Genomic DNA, 22,284 nt, shown 5'->3' on the forward strand with positions numbered 1-22,284 from the left:
CGCTCTCCTTCGTGGTCGGATCAGCCGCGGAACCGGCTGACCAGCTGGGTCGTCGAATAGCCGCGGACAGTGGGGATCAGCGCGATCTCGCCGCCGTGCCGGCGCACGACCTCGGCCTCGGGCAGGTCCGCCTCGGCGTAATCACCGCCCTTGACCCAGATATCGGGCCGCAGCCGGTCCAGCAGTGCGCTGGGCGCGGATTCGTCGAAGATCGCGACGGCGTCCACCGAGGACAGTTCCAGCAGCAGCCGCGCGCGGTCGCGGGCGGCGACGATCGGGCGCTGCGGGCCCTTGAGCCGGCGCACCGAATCGTCGGAGTTCAGGCAGACGATCAACGCGTCACCCATGGCCCGCGCCTGGCGCAGCAGGCTCACATGGCCGGGGTGCAGCAGGTCGAAACAGCCGCCGGTGGCGACGAGCCTGCCACCCCGGTCGCGGACCGCGGCCGCCACATCGAACGCCGACCCGCCGATATCCGTACCGCCGGTGGCACCGGCGGTGGGACCCTCGCAGGTCGACAGGGCGGCCGCCGCTCCGGTGGAGACGAATCGGGCCGCTGTCTCCACGGCATGGGTCACCGCCTCGGCCACGGTCGCCCCGTCCAGCAGGGCCGCGGCGGCGGCGGAGGCGAACCGGTCGCCCGCCCCGCAGGTATCGGGGACGATCCGGTCGGCGCTGCGGATCGCCGCGGGCACCGGGATCGTCGCCAGCCGTTTACCGTTGGCCAGTACGGCTCCCGTGGCGCCGAGCGTGACGGCGACGGAATCGGCGGACCATTCGTCGCGCAGTACCTTCGCCAATTCGTCGGGTTCGGCGTAGCCGGGCGCGAACTGCCGCGCCTCGCCGAGATTCGGCGAGATCAGCGAGGCGCCCGGGGTCGGCGCCGGCCCGCGCGGATGCGGATCCCACACCACGGGCACGGCCCGGGCGAGTTCGGTGAGCAGGCTTCGGATCCGCGGATGGGCCGCGACACCCCGGCCGTAATCGGCCACCAGGATCGCGCCCGCCGACCGGAGGGTCTGCACCACCGCAGAACTCACCGGGCCGGCGTCGGCGGTGCCGTCGCCGGTGTCCAGCCGCACCAGCGACTGGCCGCCGGCGCGCACCCGGGTCTTGCGCACCGTCTCCCCGCGCAGCACCAGCGGTACGACGTCGACCTCCGGTTCGAGCAGGCGCAGCAGATCACGGCCGCCGTCGTCGTCGGTGGTGGCGGTGATCAGCGAGACCTCGGCGGCCGAGCGGGCGGCGAGCAGCGCGGCCAGACCGGCGCCGCCGGGGCGTAACCGGCGCTGCTGCACATCCACCACGGGCACCGGCGCCTCCGGGCACAACCGGGTGGCGGCGCCTTCGATATCGACGTCGAGCAGTGTGTCGCCCACTACGACCAGTGGTTTCACGCCGGAATTCCCAGGGCTTCGTCGAGTTCGGCGCACAGGGCGTGCACGAGCGCCAGATGCACCTCCTGCACCGTCGCGGTGCTCGGCGCCTCCACGGCGATCGCGTCGTCGCACAACGCCGCCAGCGGGTTGGGGGCCGGCCCGGTCATGGCCCAGGTACCGACGCCGATGTCCTGGCCCGCCTTGGCGGCGGCCACCACGTTCTGGCTGGTGCCGCTGGTGGACAACAGGATCAGGATGTCACCGGGGCGGCCGTGCGCGCGGACCTGCCGGGCGAACAGTTCGTGCCCGCCGTAGTCGTTGACGATCGCGGTACCCGCCGAGGTGTCGGCGTGCAGGGCGATCGCCGACAACGGCTGCCGCTCATGGTGGAAACGGCCCACCAGTTCGCCGGTCAGGTGCTGGGCTTCGGCCGCGCTGCCGCCGTTACCGCAGGCGAGCAACCGGCCGCCGTTGTCCAGTACGGCCGCCAGCTCGCGACCCCAGTAGCCGACCTTCGGCGCGTAGGAACTGGTGCGCTGCAGTGCCGTGCACAGCGCCGCGAAATGTTCTTCGATCACGACACACCTCCCTTCCGCAGACCGGCATGCCGGTCCGCGCTGAGTTCTTCCGCCGCCTGGACGACCTGGTCCGGGGTGATGGACTCCAGACACGGGTGCCCGGCGACCGGGCAGATCCGTGCCCGGCTGTCGCGGCACGCGGCGTGCTGATCGCCGAGGACGGCCACCGGCACGCCGTACGGCTGCCAGCGGGCAGCGGGCACCACCGGCGCGAACAACGAGACCACCGGTGTGCCCACGGCCGCGGCCAGATGGGCGGGGCCGGTGTTGGGTGCCACCACCACGATCGCGTGGCGCAGGACCGCGGCGAGTTCGGGCATGGTGGTCTCGCCCCCCAGGTCGAGGGCATGGCTGCCGGCGACGGCCGCGGTGAGCTCCCGGTCGGCCGGGGAACCGGTGACGACCACCCGGTGGCCCGCCCTGGTGAGGGCGGTGACGATCGCCGCCGAACGCAACTCCGACGGCTGCCGGGCGGGGACGGACGCCGCGGGATGTACCACCACGTACCCCGGCCCGCCGGTCAGCGAGCGGGTATCCGGAAGCGGCTCGCGTACGGCGAGCTTGCCGTCGTCGCCGGGCGGTAACGAGTACCCGGCCGCCGTGGCCAGCGAGAGTGCGCGTTCGACCTCGGGCGGGTCGCCGGACACGCGGTGGCGCAGGTCCAGCAGCGAACCCGGATAGTCCTCGGAGATCGCGCCGATCCAGCCGACCCCGGCCATCCGCAGCAGCAGCGCCAACGGTAGTGGGGACTGATGGAAGGACGTGAGGATCAGCGCGCGGTCCACTTCGAGGGCGCGCACGCGTTCGACGATCCCGCCGATATCCGACGGGGTGACCGCCGGCGGTTCCGGATCGATCCAAGGCGCGCACCACGTCACGACCCGGTCCACACCCGGTAGCAGTTCCGCGCCGGCGCGGCCCCGCGGACCGGCCAGCAGTGTCACCGATTCCGAGTGCGCGGCGACCGCGCGGACACAGGGTCCGGCCAGCAGTACGTCGCCGACGTTGTCCATGCGCGCCACCAGCGCCCGGCCGCCCGTCACGACGCACCCGCCATCGCCATCCGGACGGCCTCGGTGAGATTCCGCGCGACCGCGGCCTCGGTCCGCGCGCGCAGGACTTCCTCGGGGAGGGTCCGCGCGGTCGGCACGAGAATCGCCCGGGCGCCGGCCGACAGCGCGGCCGCGATATCGGCGCCGGTATCACCGATGAGCACGCACCGCTCGACCTCCACGCCCAGCTCCGCGGCCGCCCGCCGCACCATGCCCGGCGCGGGTTTGCGGCAGGCGCAGCCGTCCGCCTCGCCGTGCACACAGACCTGCCAGGTCGCGAACGGGCCGAGAAGTTCCTCGACCCGCCGGTTGACCGCGGCGAGCTGGCCGGGAGTGATCAGCCCCTTCGCCACACCGGACTGGTTGCTGACGACGCCGAGCCGGATACCGGCCGCGCGCAGCATCCGCAGTGCGTCGGCGGCCCCCGGCACGGGGCGTACACCGGCCGGATCGGCCAGGTAGGGGACATCGACGATGAGGGTGTCGTCGCGGTCGAACAGCAGGGCGTGCGGCGCGGGATGGGTCGCGTGGCGGTGGCGCACCTCGCCGCGCAGCCGGTGCCAGCAGGCGGCCGGGGGGATGAGAGCACTGGTCACGGCCATCCGTGTGATCTCGCCGGGAGTGCGGGGTCCGGGCAGGATGCGGCGTACGGCGAACTGGGTGGTGAGCGCGGTCCAGACCGCGCCGAACCCGAGTGCGGTCCGTCCGCGTCCGGCGGCACCCGCGGCCAGGGTGGCGACGCCCACGGCCGTGGTGAGGACATGCCTGGGCAGCAGACCGTCGCGTTCGCCGATGCGGCGGCGCCAGTGCGCGCCGTACTTTCGCCGCATCAGCGCGTTGTCGGCATTGCCGCGTTGCGCCCGGACGCTGGCCAGCGGCCCCGCGGTGCGGGCCGGATGCACGGTGATCCGTTCCCCGTCCGCGATGGCGTATCCGGCGAGGCAGACCCGGATCGCCAGATCGGCATCCTCGCGGTAGGCGCGCGGGAACCGTTCGTCGAAACCGCCGACCGCGGCCAGTACCGAGCGGCGGTAGGCCATATCGGCGGTGATCCAGCGCGCGGTGGCCAGACCGGCGGTTCCGCGTTCGTCGTCGGTCGGCCGCCGGTCCCGGGGCAGGGGGACCTCGATACGGGCCGTCGACGCCGCGACGGTGTCGTCCACTCCGAGCAGATCGGCGGCGAGCCGCGCCGGCCAATCTTCGGCGACGAGCACATCGTCGTCGAGGAAAGCGATCCAGCTGCCCGCGGCGTGCCGCCAGCCGGCATTGCGGGCCGCCGCCGGGCCCCGGCCACCCGAACGGATGACCTGGAGCGACGGGAGCTCGGCCGGCAGCGTGAGGTCGGCACCGCCGCGCCGGTCGTCCACCACGATGATCTCGCGTGGTTCGGGGCCGGTGGCCGCGCCGAGCCGCCGCAGCAGCACGTGCAGGCTGTCCCGGCCCATGGTCGGGATGACGATGCTGTAGTCCAGCGTGGGCCCGTTCATGCGCGCCGCACCAGGAACGGGCCGAGCGCCAGCAGGTCGATCGGCGCGGACCCGAAACATTCGAGGGCGTCGCGCGGCGAATCGACCATCGGGCGGCCGGCGGTGTTGAGGCTGGTGTTGACCACGACGGGCAGGCCCGTGCGCCGGTCGAATTCCGTGAGCAGCCGCGCGGTGAGCGGGTTGTCCGCCGGATCGACGGTCTGCACCCGCGCGGTGTGGTCGACATGGGTCACGGCCGGTATCCGGTCCCGCCAGGCCGGGTCGACATCGTGGACGAACAGCATGTACGGGCTGGGTAGCGGGCCGCGGTGGAAGATCTCGGCGGCACGGCCGGCGAGCACCATCGGGGCGACTGGCCGGAACTGTTCGCGGCCCTTCACATCGTTGAGGCGTTCCAGGTTGGCGGCCCGGCCGGGATGTGCGAGCAGGGAGCGGTGGCCCAGTGCGCGCGGCCCGAATTCGGCCCGGCCCTGGAACCAGGCGACGATCCGGTCCGCCGCCAGCGCTTCCGCCACCTCGGCCGGGATATCCGACGGCCGCGTATACCGGATATTCGCGGTGCGCAGCACCGATTCCAGCTCCTCGTCGGACCATTCCCGGCCGAGGTCGGCTCCGCGCATGGGTGCGGCGCGTTCGCCGAATTCCGCGGCCAGCTGCAAGGCCGCGCCCAACGCGGTGCCCGCGTCACCCGCCGCGGGCTGGACCCAGATCCGGTCGTAGGGGCCTTCGGCGTGCAGCCGGGTGTTGGCCACACAGTTGAGGGCGATACCACCGGCCAGGGTGAGGTTCGGCTGCCCGGTCTGCCGGTGCAGCCACGAGGCGAGCTCGAGCAGGACCTCCTCGAGCCGCCGCTGCACACTCGCGGTGAGGTCGGCATGGTCGCGGCCGAGTTCACCGTCGGGCACGGCGGGCGCGAAATCCGTCCAGCGCACCGGTTCGGTGCGGAAACCACCGTCACCGGTGGGGTAGATCAGTTCGCGGAACCGGTCCAGGAAACGCGGTGTGCCGTAGGAGGCCAGGGCCATCACCTTGTATTCGTCACTGGAGCGGGCGAATCCGAGGTGTTCGGTGAGGTCCTCGTAGAGCAGGCCCAGGGAATGGGGGAGCCGCTGCGCGGCGAGTTCCACGAATTTGCCGTCGCGGTACTCACCGGCCAGATAGGACGTGCTCTCGCCGCGGCCGTCGGCCACCAGTACCGCCGAATCCGCCGGTGCCGCGGACGACCCGAGCGGCGCGGCGAGCGCCGCGGACGCCGCGTGCGCCACATGGTGGCGGACGAATCGCACGATGCCGGGATCGAGCCCGGGAAGTGCCGCGCGCAGGAAGCCCGGTGCCCGGCGGGCGTAATCGGTGCGGGTCTGTTCACTCGACGCGTCGAGACCGCCCAGGGAATGGTCGACCAGGCCGGGGTCGTAGGAATACCCCACCGCGTCGAGCTGATCCGGGCGCAGGCCCGCCCGCTCCAGGCACCATGCGGCGGCCTGCTCGGGCATCTCCCACGCGGAGAACGGCACCGGCCGCTTACCGTGCTTGCGCCGGCTGAATCGTTCCTCTTCCGCGGCGGCGACGATCTCACCGTCCACGACCAGGGCGGCGGCGGGATCATGGAATACTGCGTTCACACCCAGAATGCGCACCGGCTGCCTTTCCGCTCGGGGGCACGGGTTCGGCCCGCTGATGTTGTTGGCGCGCTACCCGTGGACATCACTGCCAAACAGATCCACCCGGTTTTGTTATGCGATCTGCTATGCCTGCCGCGGCTCGAGCAGGGCCTGCGCGGTCGCGGTGCGGCCCGCGAACCAGTCGATCGTGCGGCGCAACCCTTCGGCGCGGCCGACCACCGGCTCCCAGCCGAGGGCGCGGCGGGCCCGGGAGATATCCGGGCAGCGGCGCTGCGGATCGTCCACCGCGCCGTCGATGTATTCGATGGGGGACTCACCGCCGACCGCCGCGCGGATCTCCTCGGCCAAGCCGCGGACCGAGAGTTCATGGGGGTTGCCGATATTGACCGGGCCCGGGCACGCCGAATCGGCCAGTGCGCGTAGCCCGCGCACGGTGTCCTCCACATAGCACAGCGACCTGGTCTGCTCGCCGGTTCCGGCCACCGTCAGCGGCGCCCCCGACAGTGCCTGCTCGATGAATGTCGGCACCATCCGCCCGTCGTCGGCGCGCATCCGGGGACCGTAGGTGTTGAAGATCCGGGCGATACCGGTGTTCGTGCCGTGCTCCCGGCGATACGCCGTGGTCAGCGCCTCCGCGTACCGTTTCGCCTCGTCGTACACACTGCGCGGGCCGACCGGATTCACATGCCCCCAATAGTCTTCCGGCTGCGGATGCACACCGGGATCGCCGTACACCTCACTCGTCGAGGCGAGCACGAAGCGCGCGCCACAACGTTCGGCGAGCTCGAGGGCATTGGCGGTGCCGATCGCCCCGGCGCGCAGCGTCTCGATCGGCAGCCGCAGGTAATCCGGTGGTGACGCCGCCGAGGCGAGGTGGAACACGGTATCGAAGGATCCGAGGCCGGGGAACGGTTCGGTGACATCGTGCTGCACGAGTGCGAAATCGTGCCGGTCCAGCAGCGGGCCCACATTGTGTGGGGTGGAAGTGGCGAAGTTGTCGAGCGCGACCACCGAAGTACCTGCGTCCAGCAACTGCTCGCACAGATGCGATCCCAGGAACCCCGAGCCCCCGGTGATCAGCGCACGGTCACAATCTCTCGTCACGATGGCTCCTCTGATCAGGACGTATGCGGACAGCCGACGCGGCATGGGCTCGTTTCGCGGCCGCGCCGGGTCGCCGGGCCGGCGGCGGGGGCACCGTGGTTCACCCTCACCGTGCCTGCTCCCGGCCGGTTTCCGGCAGTCCGGCGGCGGCGACCACGCGACGGTAGGCGCGCTGGGTTTCCACGGTGATGCGATCCCACGAGTAGCGCGATTCGACGCGCTCACGCCCCGCGGCGCCGAACTTCGCCCCGGTGGCCGGGGCGTCCAGGAGTTCCCGTACCGCGTCGGCCAGCTCGTCGGGTGCCTGGGGGGTGACCAGCGTGCCGGTGACACCGTCGACGACGGTATCGGTGAGACCGCCGACCGCGGCGGCCACGACGGGCACCCCACATGCCATGGCCTCCAGCGGTGTGATGCCGAACGGCTCGTACCACGGGGTGCATACGGCCACGTCCGCCGAGCGCAGCAGCGGCGCCATCTCCGCCCGCGGCACCTGGCCCAGCAGGTGCACCCGGTCGCGCACGCCGAGTTCGTCGGCCAGCGTCAGCAGCCGCACGGCTTCCGGGTCGTCGGCGAGCCGCCCGTCGTCCGGTCCGCCGACCAGCAGCAGTTCGGTGTCGTGCAATCCGGTCAGCGCGGTGATCGCGATATCGAAACCCTTGCGCGGCACCAGCCGGCCCACACTGACGATCCGGTGCCGGCCGGACCGCCGGGCGGCCGGGCCCTGCGGAGTGAACCGCTCCAGGTCGACACCGCACGGGATCACCGAGGTACGGGTCCGCGGCAGGCCCATCCTGGCCAGTTCGAACACCTCGTCGGTGCAGGTGGCGATCACCCGGTCGGCCTGTTCGGCGATGCGGCGCTCCAATTCCACGCGCCCCGCCGGGCTGGTGTCCTGCGCACCCTGGTAGCGGCGTTTCACCACGCCCAGCGCGTGGAAGGTCTGCACCATCGGGATGCCGAGCGGCTGGGCGGCCGCGAGCGTGGCCAGGCCCGACATCCAGAAATGCGCGTGCGCGATATCGGGCATCGTGTGGTGCCATTCCTGCCGCAGATACGCGCCGAATTCGTCCATATGCGGCAGGAGTTCGTCCTTCGGTAACGGATGGGCCGGTCCGGCCGGGACCCGGGTGACCCGATAACCCTGCTCGGTGGTGACCGTGCGCGGCGCGCCGAGCTGCTCGTGCCGGGTGTACACGGTGACCTCGTGACCCCGCCGGGACATGCCCGCCGCCAGCTCGGCGACGTGCACGTTCTGCCCGCCGGCGTCGACGCCGCCGAGGGCGGCGAGGGGGCTGGCATGCTCGGATACCATCGCGATTTTCATCGTTACGCCTTTCCGACCCGGCTGGTGGCCTTCACTCGGTTACTTCGGCGGGTGTCACCCGGTGATCTCGTCGAGCAGTTGATCCCAGCGGCGCAGGAAGGTGCCGAGACCGTAGCGCTCCAGGGCGAACTGCCGGCCGGACTTGCCCGCCAGCACCGCCAGATCCGGTTCGTGCAGCAACTCGTGGAATTTCGCGGTCAAGGTCTCGATATCGGTGGCGAGCGCACCGGCTTCGGGCGGTACCGCGGCGACCGCCTCGGTGGTGGCGAGGGCGACCACCGGCATACCCAGGTGCATGGCTTCGAGCAGGGACAGGCCGAGCGAAGTCCACCGCGCGGTGTGCAGATAGACCCGCCTGCGCGCCATCTCGGTGTGCAACTCGGCCTGGCCGAGATCGCCGATTCCGCGGACCGGATGAACGGTCGGCCTGTCCGGCGTGAACTCGGTGGCGGCGATCCCGTACAGGTCGATCGGTCCGGCCCGGGCGAAATCGGCGAGCAGATCGCTGCCGGTGACCCGACGCCGGCGCGCCGGTTCGTTGATCAACGCCACCCCGTGCGGTAACTCGCCGGTATAGCGCGGCCCGGGATCGACGATGCCGTGCGGCACCACCCGGGTGGGCGCGCGCCCGCTGTCCCACATCAGGTCGTTGAAATGGGTCACATGCACCAGCGGGATATCGCCGCGTTCGGCGAGCGGATGCCGGGTGGTCGCCGCGCCTTCGCGTGGCGCGTTGTGCTCCACGTAGACCGCCGGGATATCGATTCCGGGGCGGCGGCCCAGCCAGCGCTGGGCCAGCTCGAGTTCTTCGGGCCGCTGCAGCACCACGACATCCGGTTCGGCGTCCCGCAGCGCGGCGGCGGGTATCTCCTCGGCCGTCGGCCAGTCCCGGCCGCATCGGCCCCGGCCCCACGGCCCGCCACCTGCCACGACGGGCAGCAGGTAGCGGTGCCGGCCGCGGACGAACGAGGTGGTCCACGAGCCGTGGACGTGCCAGAGCAAGACCTCGAGCTGTCTCGTCGTCTCGGCCATGCCGGTAGCTCTTGCCGCTGCGCGCCGGTTCAAACCTGTGGCGCGCACACCCGCCGGTCACAACCGGGTGTGGATCGGGTGCGGAGCCTGCGGCCTGGAACCGGGCTACCCCGCGTTCCGCACACCCACTTCGGATGTGGCGACTCGCCGGAGCGGGGTTTGAACCGGCGATCACCGGCAAAGCCGACACCATGAGCGGACCGAGCACTCTCACAGAAGCCACGCGACCGGTGGCCGGCGGTATCGAGATCCTCGACCCGGCCACGGGAGCGACCGTCGGCACGGTACCGATGACCGACCCGGCGGAATTGGACGAGCGGGTCGCGGCGGCCCGCCGCGCCCAGCTCGGCTGGGCGCGCACCCCGGCGGCCGAACGGGCCGCGGCGGTCCGTGCGGGAGCCGGACGGCTGCGGGCACGAGCCGAGGAGATCGCCACGTTCGCCGAATCCGAAACCGGCCGACCGCGGGCCGAAGGCGCGGACGGCGTGGCGGCCGGTGCGGCCACCCTCGAGCAGTACGCCGAACTGGGCCCGGTGCACCGGGGCAAGAGCCTGCAGGGCGACTACGACGCGACGGACCTGATGGTGTGGGAACCGCGCGGCGTCGTGGCCGCGCTGACCCCGTGGAACGATCCGGTCGCGGTGTCCTGCGGCCTGCTCGGCGCGGCGCTGGTCACCGGGAACACCGTGCTGCACAAACCGAGCGAGCGCGCCCCGCACACCGGTGCCCTGGTGGGCGAACTGCTGGAGGGCGTGCTGCCCGCCGGTGTCCTGCAGACACTGCAGGGGGACGGCACTGTCGGCGCGGCGCTGGCCGCACACGGCGACGTGGATGTCGTCGCACACGTCGGTAGTACCGCCGCGGGCCGCTCGATCGCCCGAAGCACCGCCGTGACCGGCGCGCATACGCTGCTCGAAAACGGTGGTAACGACGCACTCGTCGTCGACGCCGGCGTCGACCCGGTATGGGCCGCGGAACAGGCCGCGCTCGGCGCGTTCGCGAACTCCGGCCAGATCTGTGTCTCCGTGGAGCGGATCTTCGTGCACGAAGCGGTCGCGCAACCGTTCCTCACCGCGCTGGCCGCGGCGGCGCGCTCCCGGCGTACCGCGCCCCTGGTCGACCGGCGCCACCGCGACCAGGTCCACGCACAGGTTCGCGACGCGGTGTCGGGCGGTGCCCGCGCACTCGCCGGCGGTGCGGTGCCCGACGGGCCCGGCGCCCACTATCCGGCGACAGTCCTGACCGATTGCACGCCGGAGATGCGGATCATGCGGGCGGAAACCTTCGGCCCGGTCGCGCCCGTCCGCGTGGTGGCCACGTTCGAGCAGGGGCTCGCCGAGGCCGCGGCGGACGAATACGGGCTGGCCGCGACCGTGCTCACCACCTCGATGGCCAACGCCCAATACGCCTGGCGGGAATTGCCGGTGGGCACGGTGAAGATCAACGCGGTGTTCGGCGGGGCCCCGGGCGGTGCCGCCCACCCGCGCGGTGCGAGCGGCAGCGGATACGGTTACGGCCCTGAACTACTCGACGAAATGACCCGGACGAAGGTTGTGCATATGCGCCCTGCGCCGGGCTGATCGGTCCGTTGTTCGCCGCGGCATGAACCGGCGCATCCGTCGGCAGTACGCCCGGCGGGGCGCCGCGCTGCGCGGTCCGGGTTCGTTGCCGGCGATATCGGGCCGGATCCCGACCTCGGGACCGCCTGCGGACGCACCGGGCGGCTACCCGTCCCCCGCCTGCTTTCCGAGTGCCCGGTACCCGCCGGGTGCGGGGCGAACGCACTCCGCCGAGTCCGGAGCGCAGCACGTCACCGAACTCCTCCGGCGAAGTCGCAGAACACCCGGGCGCCGGCGATTGGCGCGGAAGGATCCGGGTAAGCGCGGACCATGCGCGTACTGGTGACCGGCTGGTCCAGCTTTGTGCACGGGGAAGCGACGGCGGGGGATGTACTGGGCATGCGCCGGGTGGGAGAAACCTTGGCGGAGGCCGGGATTGCGCACGAGACGGCGTGGAGTCCCGGCTTCCGGCCGGACGCTCTGCACCTCGACGACGCCGACGCCGGGCGGTATTCGCATCTGGTATTCGTCTGCGGCCCGGCGCACGGTGAGCAGGTGCGGGCGTTGCACGAACGCTACGCGGCGTGCCGCCGGATCGCGGTCGGGGTCACCGTGCTCGATCCGGCCGATACCGCGGTCACCGGATTCCACCGGGTGCTCGCGCGCGACGACCCGGATACCGCCCGCCCGGATATGTCGGTCTCGGCGGTCACCACCTCTGTTCCGGTGGTGGGGGTGGTATTCGCGCCCGGCCAGGCCGAGTACGGACCGGCGCGGCGGCACGACACCGTGCACGACGCCCTCGAACGCTGGCTGCACGGCCTCGACTGCGCCCGCCTGCCCCTCGATACCCGCCTCGCCGGTGACGACTGGCGGCACTGCGCCACCCCCGACCAGCTGGCCTCGGTATTCGCCCGCCTCGACGCGGTCGTCACCACCCGGCTGCACGGGCTCGTTTTCGCCTTACGGGCCGGTGTGCCGGTGCTGGCAGTGGATCCGGTCGCGGGCGGCGGCAAGGTCACGGCACAGGCGGCGGCTCTGGGCTGGCCGGCGCTGGTATCCGCCGAACAGGCCCTCGACGCGGGCATGCTGGACCATTGGTGGCGGTGGTGCCTGTCGCCGGAGGCACGCGAGCATGCGCGCCGGGACGAATTCCCGGCCGCCGATTCCCTGACCTCCGCCCTGCTCGACGAACTGCTCCCGGGACGCACCGCATGAGCCGGGCGGACGAGGCGGCGGGGCCCCCGCCCGGCCGGGTGACGGCAGCCGACGACGGGAAAAACGTGGCCGCCGGCGGGACCGGGATCGGGCCGGACGGCGAGGAGAAACCCGTGCCCGGGGCGGTACCGCCCATAGCGGCGCAGAACGGAGCACGCAGCGAGCTGGGTGAGGCCACAGGAAACACAGCGGAGGCACCCTGCGCACCAGCTGCCGCGCGGCGAAGCACCGAGGGTACGCGGAGAATTACCGAGGATACGGCGCGCGCTACCGAGGATGCGGGGCGGGCCACGGCGGTTGCGGGGCGGGCCGCGGCGGTTGCGGGGCGGGCCGCGGCCGATGAGGCGGGATCGACGGCCGATGGTTGGGCCCGGACCACGGTGGTGATCGCAACCCGCAACCGTGCCTCGGAACTGGCCCGTACGCTGACCGAGTTGCGGGCACTACGGCCGCGACCGCGAATCGTGGTGCTGGACAATGCGTCCGACGACGACACCACCCGCGTGGCCGGCGGGTTCGACGGTGTCTCGGTGATCCGGTTGCCCCGCAATCTCGGTGCGGCCGCCCGCAATCTGGGGGTCACGCTCGCTCGTACTCCGTATGTCGCGTTCTGCGACGACGATTCGTGGTGGGCCGATGACGCGCTGGCCCGCGCCGAGCGAGTCCTGGATTCCTGTCCGCGGCTCGGTCTCGTCGCCGCCCGCACCCTGGTCGGTCCCGGTAACCGGGACGATCCGGTCAACGAACTGATGGCGACCAGCCCGCTGGGACGGCCCGCGCGCCTTCCCGGCCCCGCCGTGCTCGGGTTCCTCGCCTGCGCGGCGATCGTGCGCAAAGAGGCGTTTCTGCGGGCCGGGGGGTTCAGTCCGCTCCTGCATTTCGGCGCCGAGGAACGCCTGATGGCACTCGACCTGGCCGCGGCCGGCTGGGACCTCTGCTACATGGCCGATATTCGCGCCCACCACCATCCTTCGTCGCAGCGCCCGCCCCCGGTGTGGCGCCGGCAGGCCGAACTGCGGAACAACGCGTTGATCACCTGGATGCGCCGGCCGCTGCGGCAGTGCGTGACGGAAACGGCCGGCCTGTTCGGCCGGGCGGTGCGTGAACCGTGGATATGGCCGGCGATCGGGGGAGTGCTGCGTCGCCTGCCGTGGGCACTGGCGCAGCGTCGCCGGGTGCCGCCGGAGGTCGAGCGCCAGGCTCTGGAACTCGCCGAGGGAAGGACATGAACCGAATGGGCACCGAACGCATCACGGTCGTCGTCATGACCCGCGACCGTCGCGAGCAACTGCTGGAAACCCTCGCCCAGATGACCGCGCTCCCGGACGCGGCGCCGATCATCCTGGTGGACAACGCCTCCAGCGACGGTACGGCCGACGCGGTCGCCGCGGCGTTCCCGTCCGTCGAGGTGATCCGGGCACAGGAGAATCTGGGTGCGATCGCCCGCAATATCGCCGTGGAGCGGGTGCGGACCCCGTATGTGGCGTTCTGCGACGACGACACCCGCTGGCAGCCGGGCGCGCTCACCCGCGCCGCCGATCTGCTCGACCGATATCCCGGGCTCGGCTCGGTCACGGGCCGCTGCCTGGTGGAACCCGATCTGCGGGAAGACCCGATCACGCCGGAACTGCGCGATTCACCGGTGCCCGGGCCGGACTGGCTGCCGGGCCCGGCGCTGCTCGGCGTGATGGCGGCGCTGTCCGCCTTCCGGGTGAGCGCGTTCCGGGAGGTCGGCGGCTTCTCCCGGCGGCTGTGGTTCGGCGGCGAGGAGGAATTGCTCGCGCTGGATCTGGCGGCACACGGCTGGTGGATGTGCTGGATCGAGGACATGGTGATCCACCACGCCCCTTCGCGGCTGCGGGATTCGACCCGGCGGCGCGGCCTCGGTATCCGGAACACCCTGTGGACGCTGTGGTTACGCCGGCCGGTTCGCAGTGCGGCCCGGCGCAGCGTCGCGGTCCTGCGGTCTGCACCCCGCGACGCGGCGACGGCCCGGGCCGTCCTGGAGGCCCTCGGCGGGCTGCCCTGGGTGGTGCGTGAGCGGGAGGTCGTGCCCGACGAGGTGGAGGCCGGGCTCGTCCTGCTGGAGGAATCCCAGCGCCGGTCGCCGGCCCGCCGCTACGTGGGCTGACCCGGCCGCGGCCGGCGACGTGTCACCGGACGGAACCCGGGTAACCGCGTCGCATGAACGCACCGACCGGAACAGCGGAGTCGTACTGGATCCGATCCACCGAGCAGACCGCGTACCCGCCCGTGACCGAGGATCTCGACGCCGATGTGGCGGTGATCGGCGGTGGTATCGCCGGTCTCGCCGCGGCGTGGGAGATCGCCCGCACGGGCCGGTCGGTCACGGTCCTCGAGGCCGACCGGATCGTCGGCGGGACCACCGGCTACACCACCGCGAAGGTCAGCGCCCAGCACACCCTGGTGTACGACTCGCTGCGGTCGTCGTTCGACGCGGGTACGGCCCGCGACTACGCCAGGTCCCAGCAGGACGCCGTGGAACACCTGGCGCGGACCGCGGCGGAGCTGGATATCGAGTGCGAACTGGAACGTGCGCCGTCCTACACCTACGTCACCGGCGAGAAGCGGACCGCCACCGTCCGCGCGGAGGTCGCGGCGGCGGTCGAGGCGGGGCTGCCGGCCACGCTGGTCACCGAGACCGGCCTGCCGTTTCCGGTGGCGGCCGCGATCCGCGTGGACGACCAGGTCCAGTTCCATCCGCGCAAGTACCTTATCGGTCTGGCCGGACACCTGATCCGCTCCGGCGGCACGATCTTCGAACGGACCCGGGTGGTCGGCCTCGACGAAGGCGACCCCTGCCGGCTGACCACCGAACGCGGCGCCACCGTACGCGCCCGTGATGTGGTGGTCGCGACGCACTACCCGGTGTTCGACCGGGCGCTGCTGTTCACCCGCTTGCAGCCCCGGCGGGAACTGGCCGTGGCCGGTCCGCTCGCCGCCGGCGCGGACCCCGGCGGTATGTACATCACCCCGGAGGAGAACACCCGGTCGGTGCGCACCGCGCCTTACGGTGACGGCCGCCGGTTGCTCATCGTCACCGGCGAGCACATGCGCCCGGGCACCGCGTCGACCGCGGACGGTTTCGAACGGCTGGCCGGGTGGGCGCGGACACATTTCCCGGTCGACTCCCTCGACTACCACTGGGGAGCACAGGACAACACCACCTCGGACGGCATCCCCTACATCGGCCGATTCCATCCCGGTACCCGGCACGTCTACGTGAGCACCGGATTCGGGGGCTGGGGGATGACGCACGCCGTCATGGGCGGCCGGTTGCTCGCCGCCGAACTGGCCGGCGAGCCACTGCCGTGGGCGCGTATCTACGACCCGCGCCGGCTACATCCGAAAGTCGAGGCGGGCACCCTGCTGAAATCCGGTCTCGAGGTGGGCCGCCACCTCGTCGGCGACCGCCTCGCCCCGGGCACTTTCGTCGATACCGCCGCCGATCTCCCGCCCGGCAGCGGAGCGGTGATGCGCCGCTCGGGGCGGCGCTGCGCGGTCTACCGGGATACGGACGGCGAACTGCACACCGTGTCGGCGGTCTGCACCCATCTCGGCTGCGTCGTCGCCTTCAACGATGCCGAAACCAGCTGGGATTGCCCGTGCCACGGGTCGCGCTTCGATATCGACGGAAAGATCCTGGAGGGTCCGGCCACCGAGCCACTGGAACAGATCGATCCCGCCGGCGGCTGAGCAACGAGTCCGGATCCTCCCCACCTCGACTACCGAGGTAGGGACCGCACGTGCGGTGCGGCCACGCAGTCGGCTGTGGCCCCGGATTCCGGCGCCGAGTGCCTGCGAAGCAATGGATCCGCCCCGGATGCTCGCGGGCCGGGCTTGCCGGCGTCGGGATCGCGTTCGGCCGGCAGCCCGCGGACTGCCGGCATCAGTTGCTCGTCCGGCAGTCCGCGGACGCGGGTGGAGGACATCTCACCGCGGTGGCGCCACGCTGCGTAACCGTGCCGGTTCGGCGACGAATTCGAGGCCGAAGTTGTTCAGGGTGGCCGGTAGCGGTGTGCCGGGCGAGAGCGAATGCGACCGCAACCGCAACTCCGGCCCGGACAGCAGCTGCGCGAGCAGTGTGCTGGTGGTGAACAAGACCAGGTTCCGGCCCGGGCATTCGGCCGGGCCGGCGCTGAACGGCACCAGTTGCGGATACTGCTGTGCGCGCCCGTCCAGCCAGATATCGGGTTCGAAACTGTCGGCGAACGGCAGCAGCCGCCGGTCCCGATGGAACGCCGGGACGAGGATCAGCAGCGCGGCGCCGGGTTCGATGGCGAACTGCTCCGAACCTGTACGCCACCGGGTCCATTCGGTGGTGTCCCGCAGGATCACCGGGGTGGTGGGCCACAGCCGGATCGATTCCAGCACACACGCGCGAAGATAGGGACGCAGCCGGGGATGTTCCGGCTCCTCGGCCTCGGCGCGGGCGCGCTCGCGCTGCTCGGGATGCTCGGCGAGCAGCGCCAGCGCACGCGAGAGTGCGATCCCCGCCGCGTCGAACGCGAACAGCCACTGCGGCATCTGGCCCACCGGGTCCACCGCACCGCCCGCCGGGACCTCGGCCAGGGCTCCGGCCAGACTTCCGGGTTCGGCGGTTTCGGCGTAGTCGTACAGCCGAGCGAGGAAGTGTTCCCGCCGCTTCCGCAGGGTCGGTGCCGCGAACGACCAGTTCGCCGCGCCGCGTAACCGCCACAGCTCGTCGGTGATCGCGTCGTCGGTGCGCGCCCGTTCACCCAGCACCACCCGGCGAACCAGCCGCCACCAAGCGGTGGTGAACTCCGCCGCGTCCACCGAACCGCGCCGCACGATCTGTGCCGAAAGCTCTTGCGCTTCGGCGGCGACCTTCGCGGCGATCGGCTCGGCCAGCCGGTGCAGGGGTGTGCCGGTATCGAGCGCCGCTTCGTTCACGGCTCGCCTGCGCTCGCGGATCGGGCCCTGCGAAACCAGCACACCGTGCGGCTGGAACTGCTCGAGCGCGGCCCGTTTCTCCCGGTTGGCCGGGTCGAACGGGGTGGGCGCTTCGTCGAGTACCCGGCCGACATCCCCGGGGTCGAGGATCACCAGCACCCGGCGGCCGGGCAGCACCAGTTCCACCGGCCCGCTGCCGAATTCGTCTCGTAAGCTGTTCCAGCGTCGCGCCGCCCGGTCATCGGCCTGGATGCGCTCCAGCAAGCCCAGGACCGGCCGGCGGCGTGCGATCACCCCGGCGCTGATCGCCGGGAAACCGAGGTCCACCAGCGCGGTGGCCGCCCGGAGCCCGGTCAGTCGGTGCCCGTGCACATCGGCCATTCCGATCTCCCTTCCCTCCGCTCACGGCGGTTCCCCGCCGGACGTCGGCGGCGTACCCGGGCCCGCGCCGGCGAAACAGCACGTGACCAGGCGGGTCAGAGAATCGGGTTGCCGCCCGTCACCGCGACCCGCGCGCCCGATACATAGCTGCCGTCGTTGGAGGCGAGCAGCACATAGACCGGGGCGAGTTCGGCGGGCTGCCCGGCGCGGCCGAGCGGGGTGCTGTCGCCGAAGGCCGTCACCTTCTCGTTCGGCATGGTGGACGGGATCAGCGGGGTCCAGATCGGGCCGGGCGCGACACTGTTGACCCGGATCCCTTTGTCGCCGAGCAACTGCGCGAGGCTCGCGGAAAAATTCGCGATGGCGGCCTTGGTCGCGGCGTAGGGCGCCAGCGTGGGGGACGGCGAATCGGAATTCACCGAGGAGCTGCCGATGATCGAGGCACCGGCGCTCATATGCGGCAGGGCAGCCTTCACCAGATGGAAGTAGGCGTTGACGTTCACCTTGAAGGTGTAGTCGAATTCCTCGTCGCTGATCTCTTCGATCGTGTTGTGCGTCATCTGATAGGCCGCGTTGCTCACCAGCACATCGACCCTGCCGAAGGCGTCCACCGCGTGCGCGATCACCGTGCGGCAGTGCGCCGGATCGGACAGATCGCCGGGTACCAGCACCGCCCGGCGGCCGGCCGCCTCGACGAGTGCGCCCACCTCGGCGGCGTCGTCGTGCTCGTCGAGATAGGAGATCAGCACATCGGCGCCCTCGCGGGCGAAGGCAATGGCCACGGCCCGGCCGATACCGCTGTCGGCGCCGGTGATCACCGCGGCCTTTCCGGTCAACTTCCCGCTGCCGCGATAGCTCTGCTCGCCGCAATCGGGAACCGGTGTCATCCGGGCCTGGACCCCGGGTACCTCTTGCTGCTGTTCCGGAAATCCCATCGTGTTCTCCTTTCCGGCGAGCTGCCGCGCGCTGTCTTGGTCGTGCACCGGATTACCGCGGGATCGTGATCGAAACCGGACGCCGGGAATCGGGCAGGCAGCGCCGGTAGGCGGCGCCGGCCCGGCATCGGCCGGCTCGGCAGGTGGTGTGGTTTGGGCGAGCCGTGAGCGGGAAGCGCCACCGACGAGGACAGTGGGACGGGCTCCGGCGTGTTCGGGCCCGCGTGATCGGGAGGTTCGGTGAGCGGGACAACGAATCCGGGAACAGCGGATACGGGCACAGTGGTCATCGGTGTAGTGGCGGACCCGGACCTGCCCGCCCGATTGGCCCGGGATCTGGCCGCCGGCCTGCCCGCGGTGCTGGGCCGGCACAACCCGCACATCGAGTGGCGGGTCGAGGTGTTCGACGACCCGTTCGAAGCGATGTACCCCGATCTCGAATACGTCATCGACAAGGCCGCACGCCACGTCCGGGACACGGACTGGGACCTCGCGCTGTGCCTGACCGATCTGCCGTTGCGCAGCGACGGCCGGATCGTGCTGGCCTCGCTGGATCTGCGGCACCGGGTCGCCTTGATCCCGTTACCGGCACTCGGCGGTGTGCGATTGCGCTACCGGCTGCGGGAACTGGCAGCGGGGATCGTCTCGGCCCTGCGCGACGGCCCTGAGCCGGCACCGCTCCGGAGCACCGCGCCCACACCGCGTGGGGACGCGAAGCCCACGGTGCACGAACTCGCGGCTCGGGCACCGTTCCGGAACGTGAAAGTCGTGGACGACGGTGCCGACGCCGTCGTGGTGGCACGTGGCGGCCCGCTCCGATTCGCCGGATTGCTCGCGGGGATGGTACGGGCGAACCGCCCGTGGCGGCTGTTCGTGGGGCTGTCCTCCGCACTGGCCGGAACGCTGGCCGGCACCGCGTTCGGAGTGCTCTACTCGAGTATCTGGCAGTTGGCGACGGCGCTGGGCGTGCTGCGGCTCGCCGGGGTCGTCCTGGCCGCGATCACCGCCCTGAGTGTCTGGATCGTCGTGGGCCACAGCCTTTGGGAGCGGAGAACTTCGGCTGATCACGCGCGCGATATCCGGTTGCGTAACGCCGGCACCGTGGTCACGGTGGCGCTCGGGGCGATCGTGTTCTTCGCGGTGCTGTACCTGTTCACCCTGGCGGCCGTCGGACTGGTCATCCCGCCGGGCTACCTCGCGACCGTGCTCGGCGGCCCGGTGTACCTCGGCGATTACCTGACCATCGCCGCCATGGCGAGTGCGCTGGGGACGGTGGCCGGCGCCGTGGGGTCGGGGCTGGAGGACGATCTCACCGTCCGCAAAGCCACCTACGGCTACCGCGACCAGGAACGGCGCAGCTGGGTCGACGGAGGGCAGCGGACACAGAGTTCCTGAACCCGCGGCAGCACGGGCTGACGCGAACAGCCACGGCCAGCCCCGGTAGCCGCGACAGCGCCACCGGGGCAGCGCTACGCGGGTCTCGGCGGCACTGTGTGTCGGGAGGCACTGTGCGAGGCGGGGCCCGGGGTGCCGCGCCGAACGGACAGGTTCAGGGGCGGAATTCCTGGGCTTTGGTCTTCGCCCCCTGCAGCATGAGATGAAACGCGTCCGGATCACCGCGCAGCAACGATTTACCCAGATCCTTGATCTGCTCGTAGGTGGCGTGCGGCGGGATCGGCGGGACCTCCGGATCGCAGCGCACGTCCAGCACCGTGGGGCTGCGCATGGCCAGCGCCCGGTCCCACATACCGCCGATATCGTCGGGGTGGTCGATCGCGATCCCCTCCAGCCCCATCTCGTGCGCCAGATCGGCGTACGGCACATCGGGCAGATTCTGCGATTCCTCGAATTTCGGTGCCCCGCCCATCGCCCGTAATTCCCAGGTGACCTGGTTGAGGTCGTTGTTGTGGAATACGCACACGATCAGCCGCGGATCGCTCCACAGATGCTGGTAGCGCGCGATGGTCATGAGTTCGCCGAGACCGTTCATCTGCATGGCGCCGTCGCCGACGAGGGCGATCACCGGCCGGTCGGGGTGGGCGAATTTCGCGCCGATCGCATACGGCACACCCGGACCCATGGTGGCCAGGGTGCCCGACAGCGAGCCTCGCATCTCACCGCGGAACCGCAGGCAGCGGGCATACCAGTTGGTGGAGGAACCGGAATCGGCGGTGACGACGGCGTTTTCCGGAATACGTTCGGACAGTTCGGTGACCACCCGCATGGGATTGATCGGCTTCGCCTCGACCGCGGCCTGATGCCCGATCGTGTCCCACCACCGCGCGACGTTCTCCTCGACCGTATCGCGCCAGGAACGATCGGAGTTGCGCCGCAGCAACGGGATCAACTGCCGCAGTGTGGCTCCGGCATCGCCGACCAGGTTCACCTCGGTGGGGTAGCGCATACCGATCATCGCCCCGTCGATATCGATCTGCACCGCGCGCGCCTGTCCGTACTCCGGCAGGAATTGGCTGTAGGGGAAATTGGAACCGACGATGAGCAGGGTGTCGCAGTCGCGCATCAGCTCATAGCTGGGCCGGGTACCGAGCAGCCCGATGGATCCGGTGACGAACGGCAGTTCGTCGGACAGAACGTCTTTGCCGAGCAGTGCCTTGGCGATACCGGCGCCGGTGAGTTCGGCGACCTCGAGCACTTGCGCGGCCGCTCCGCGCGCACCCTGCCCGATCAGCATCGCGACCCGGGATCCCGCGTTCAGCACCTCGGCGGCTCGCGCTACTTCGTCCGCCGGTGGGGTGAGCGTGGTGTGCTGGCTGCTGGGCGGGCTCGACGGCACCTGCTTGAACGCGTGCTCGGGTGGATGGTACGGCTCTTCCTGTAGATCGGCCGGCAGGATCACCACCGTCGGCGCCCGCCGGGCCATTGCGGTCCGGAAGGCGCGGTCCAGTGCGTTGGGCAGCTGGCTCGCGACGTTGACCTCGACGAGGTAGTCGGAGGCGACATCCTTGAACAACGATTGCAGGTCGACTTCCTGCTGGTAGCTACCGCCCATGGCGCTGCGCGCGGTCTGTCCGACGAGGGCGACCACCGGCACGTGATCGAGTTTGGCGTCGTACAGGCCGTTGAGCAGATGGATGGCGCCGGGCCCCGAGGTCGCGGTGCACACGCCGACCTTGCCGCTGAATTTGGCGAACCCGGTCGCCTGGAACGCGGACATCTCCTCATGGCGCGACTGCACGAAACGCGGCCGGTTCTCTGCTCGCCCGAAGGCGGCCACCAGCCCGTTGATCCCGTCACCGGGGTAACCGAACACCTGGTCGACTCCCCATTCGCGGAGACGTTGCAGTACGTAATCGCCCACCTGCAGCGGCATATGTCCTCCTGGTTCTGGGTGGATAGGGCTTCTGGGTGGATAGGGCGGCGTCGGGGGCGGCCTACCCTCTGGGCCGCGGTTCAACCACGCGCAGCGGTGTTCGGCCGGTCGCCATCGGTTCGGTGACCATCAGAGCGCGCGGCAAAAGGAGCTGCCGAGCGGCGGCGTCGTCGAGCTCGGCGAGGTGGAATTGCCCGCGTCTGCGTTTCCGGAGCCGGGTCGTCGGCCGGCGGCGTCAGTGGTCGGGAGCCGGCGGCACGGCCGACGTCCTCAGGGGCCGGGCGGTGTGTTCTCGATGTATTCGTCGACCGGGAACGGTGGTGGCGCCGTGTGCCCATGCACGC

Annotated in this window: 17 protein-coding genes; 6 read left to right on the top strand and 11 right to left on the bottom strand. The window is 71.3% G+C overall.

What is annotated here, in order from left to right; genetic code table 11:
- Positions 1–20: 20 nt before the first annotated feature.
- The 8 genes from rfaE2 to ACQEVO_RS09675 all read right to left on the bottom strand — a co-directional run bounded on the left by rfaE2 (position 21) and on the right by ACQEVO_RS09675 (position 9,581).
- Positions 21–1,397 (bottom strand): D-glycero-beta-D-manno-heptose 1-phosphate adenylyltransferase, encoded by a 1,377-nt coding sequence (gene rfaE2, locus ACQEVO_RS09640; protein WP_432911135.1) that lies wholly within the window; start codon positions 1,395–1,397, stop codon positions 21–23.
- Positions 1,394–1,957, bottom strand: a complete 564-nt coding sequence (locus ACQEVO_RS09645) for a D-sedoheptulose-7-phosphate isomerase (RefSeq protein WP_432911137.1) — start codon at positions 1,955–1,957, stop codon at positions 1,394–1,396. Before ACQEVO_RS09645 ends, rfaE2 begins: the two co-directional genes overlap by 4 nt.
- On the bottom strand, positions 1,954–3,000 hold the full coding sequence (locus ACQEVO_RS09650) for a glycosyltransferase family 9 protein (RefSeq protein WP_432911139.1): 1,047 nt from the start codon (positions 2,998–3,000) through the stop codon (positions 1,954–1,956). The genes ACQEVO_RS09645 and ACQEVO_RS09650 overlap by 4 nt, the downstream gene beginning before the upstream one ends.
- The gene (locus ACQEVO_RS09655) at positions 2,997–4,496 is read right to left on the bottom strand and encodes an HAD-IIIA family hydrolase (RefSeq protein WP_432911142.1); all 1,500 of its coding nucleotides are present in this window, start codon (positions 4,494–4,496) and stop codon (positions 2,997–2,999) included. The genes ACQEVO_RS09650 and ACQEVO_RS09655 overlap by 4 nt, the downstream gene beginning before the upstream one ends.
- Positions 4,493–6,133, bottom strand: a complete 1,641-nt coding sequence (locus ACQEVO_RS09660) for a carbamoyltransferase family protein (protein ID WP_432911145.1) — start codon at positions 6,131–6,133, stop codon at positions 4,493–4,495. The genes ACQEVO_RS09655 and ACQEVO_RS09660 overlap by 4 nt, the downstream gene beginning before the upstream one ends.
- A 108-nt stretch (positions 6,134–6,241) precedes the next feature.
- Positions 6,242–7,222 (bottom strand): UDP-glucuronic acid decarboxylase family protein, encoded by a 981-nt coding sequence (locus ACQEVO_RS09665; protein ID WP_432911148.1) that lies wholly within the window; start codon positions 7,220–7,222, stop codon positions 6,242–6,244.
- Positions 7,223–7,328: 106 nt separating this feature from the next.
- Positions 7,329–8,549, bottom strand: coding sequence for a glycosyltransferase (locus ACQEVO_RS09670; RefSeq protein ID WP_432911151.1), 1,221 nt, complete (start codon positions 8,547–8,549; stop codon positions 7,329–7,331).
- Between the two features lie 54 nt (positions 8,550–8,603).
- Complete coding sequence (locus tag ACQEVO_RS09675; RefSeq protein ID WP_432911153.1) at positions 8,604–9,581, bottom strand: glycosyltransferase; 978 nt, start codon at positions 9,579–9,581, stop codon at positions 8,604–8,606.
- A 191-nt stretch (positions 9,582–9,772) separates the two neighbouring features.
- Between ACQEVO_RS09675 and ACQEVO_RS09680 the strand changes: the two genes are divergently transcribed.
- The 5 genes from ACQEVO_RS09680 to ACQEVO_RS09700 all read left to right on the top strand — a co-directional run bounded on the left by ACQEVO_RS09680 (position 9,773) and on the right by ACQEVO_RS09700 (position 16,075).
- Positions 9,773–11,161 (top strand): aldehyde dehydrogenase family protein, encoded by a 1,389-nt coding sequence (locus ACQEVO_RS09680; protein ID WP_432911156.1) that lies wholly within the window; start codon positions 9,773–9,775, stop codon positions 11,159–11,161.
- Between the two features lie 309 nt (positions 11,162–11,470).
- On the top strand, positions 11,471–12,358 hold the full coding sequence (locus ACQEVO_RS09685) for a polysaccharide pyruvyl transferase family protein (protein ID WP_432911159.1): 888 nt from the start codon (positions 11,471–11,473) through the stop codon (positions 12,356–12,358).
- A gap of 380 nt (positions 12,359–12,738) precedes the next feature.
- Positions 12,739–13,587 carry a glycosyltransferase family 2 protein gene (locus tag ACQEVO_RS09690; RefSeq protein ID WP_432911162.1) on the top strand — a complete coding sequence of 283 codons (849 nt, stop codon included), beginning with the start codon at positions 12,739–12,741 and terminating at the stop codon, positions 13,585–13,587.
- A gap of 5 nt (positions 13,588–13,592) precedes the next feature.
- A complete protein-coding gene (locus ACQEVO_RS09695) occupies positions 13,593–14,489 on the top strand; it encodes a glycosyltransferase family 2 protein (protein ID WP_432911165.1) in 897 nt (298 codons plus the stop codon).
- Between the two features lie 53 nt (positions 14,490–14,542).
- The gene (locus ACQEVO_RS09700) at positions 14,543–16,075 is read left to right on the top strand and encodes an FAD-dependent oxidoreductase (protein ID WP_432911167.1); all 1,533 of its coding nucleotides are present in this window, start codon (positions 14,543–14,545) and stop codon (positions 16,073–16,075) included.
- A 237-nt stretch (positions 16,076–16,312) separates the two neighbouring features.
- Here the strand turns inward: ACQEVO_RS09700 and ACQEVO_RS09705 are convergent, their stop codons facing one another.
- Together ACQEVO_RS09705 and ACQEVO_RS09710 are read right to left on the bottom strand one after the other, a co-directional pair.
- A complete protein-coding gene (locus tag ACQEVO_RS09705; RefSeq protein ID WP_432911169.1) occupies positions 16,313–17,674 on the bottom strand; it encodes a cytochrome P450 in 1,362 nt (453 codons plus the stop codon).
- A gap of 95 nt (positions 17,675–17,769) precedes the next feature.
- Positions 17,770–18,609 (bottom strand): SDR family oxidoreductase, encoded by an 840-nt coding sequence (locus ACQEVO_RS09710; protein ID WP_432911172.1) that lies wholly within the window; start codon positions 18,607–18,609, stop codon positions 17,770–17,772.
- 240 nt (positions 18,610–18,849) lie between these two features.
- On the opposite strand from ACQEVO_RS09710, the gene ACQEVO_RS09715 reads away from it, so the two are divergent.
- Positions 18,850–20,004, top strand: a complete 1,155-nt coding sequence (locus tag ACQEVO_RS09715) for a hypothetical protein (protein ID WP_432911175.1) — start codon at positions 18,850–18,852, stop codon at positions 20,002–20,004.
- A gap of 154 nt (positions 20,005–20,158) precedes the next feature.
- Here the strand turns inward: ACQEVO_RS09715 and ACQEVO_RS09720 are convergent, their stop codons facing one another.
- Positions 20,159–21,940, bottom strand: coding sequence for a thiamine pyrophosphate-requiring protein (locus ACQEVO_RS09720; RefSeq protein ID WP_432911178.1), 1,782 nt, complete (start codon positions 21,938–21,940; stop codon positions 20,159–20,161).
- Positions 21,941–22,284 lie beyond the last annotated feature (344 nt).

The organism is Nocardia sp. CA-290969, from assembly GCF_050936135.1.
Taxonomy (GTDB): domain Bacteria; phylum Actinomycetota; class Actinomycetes; order Mycobacteriales; family Mycobacteriaceae; genus Nocardia.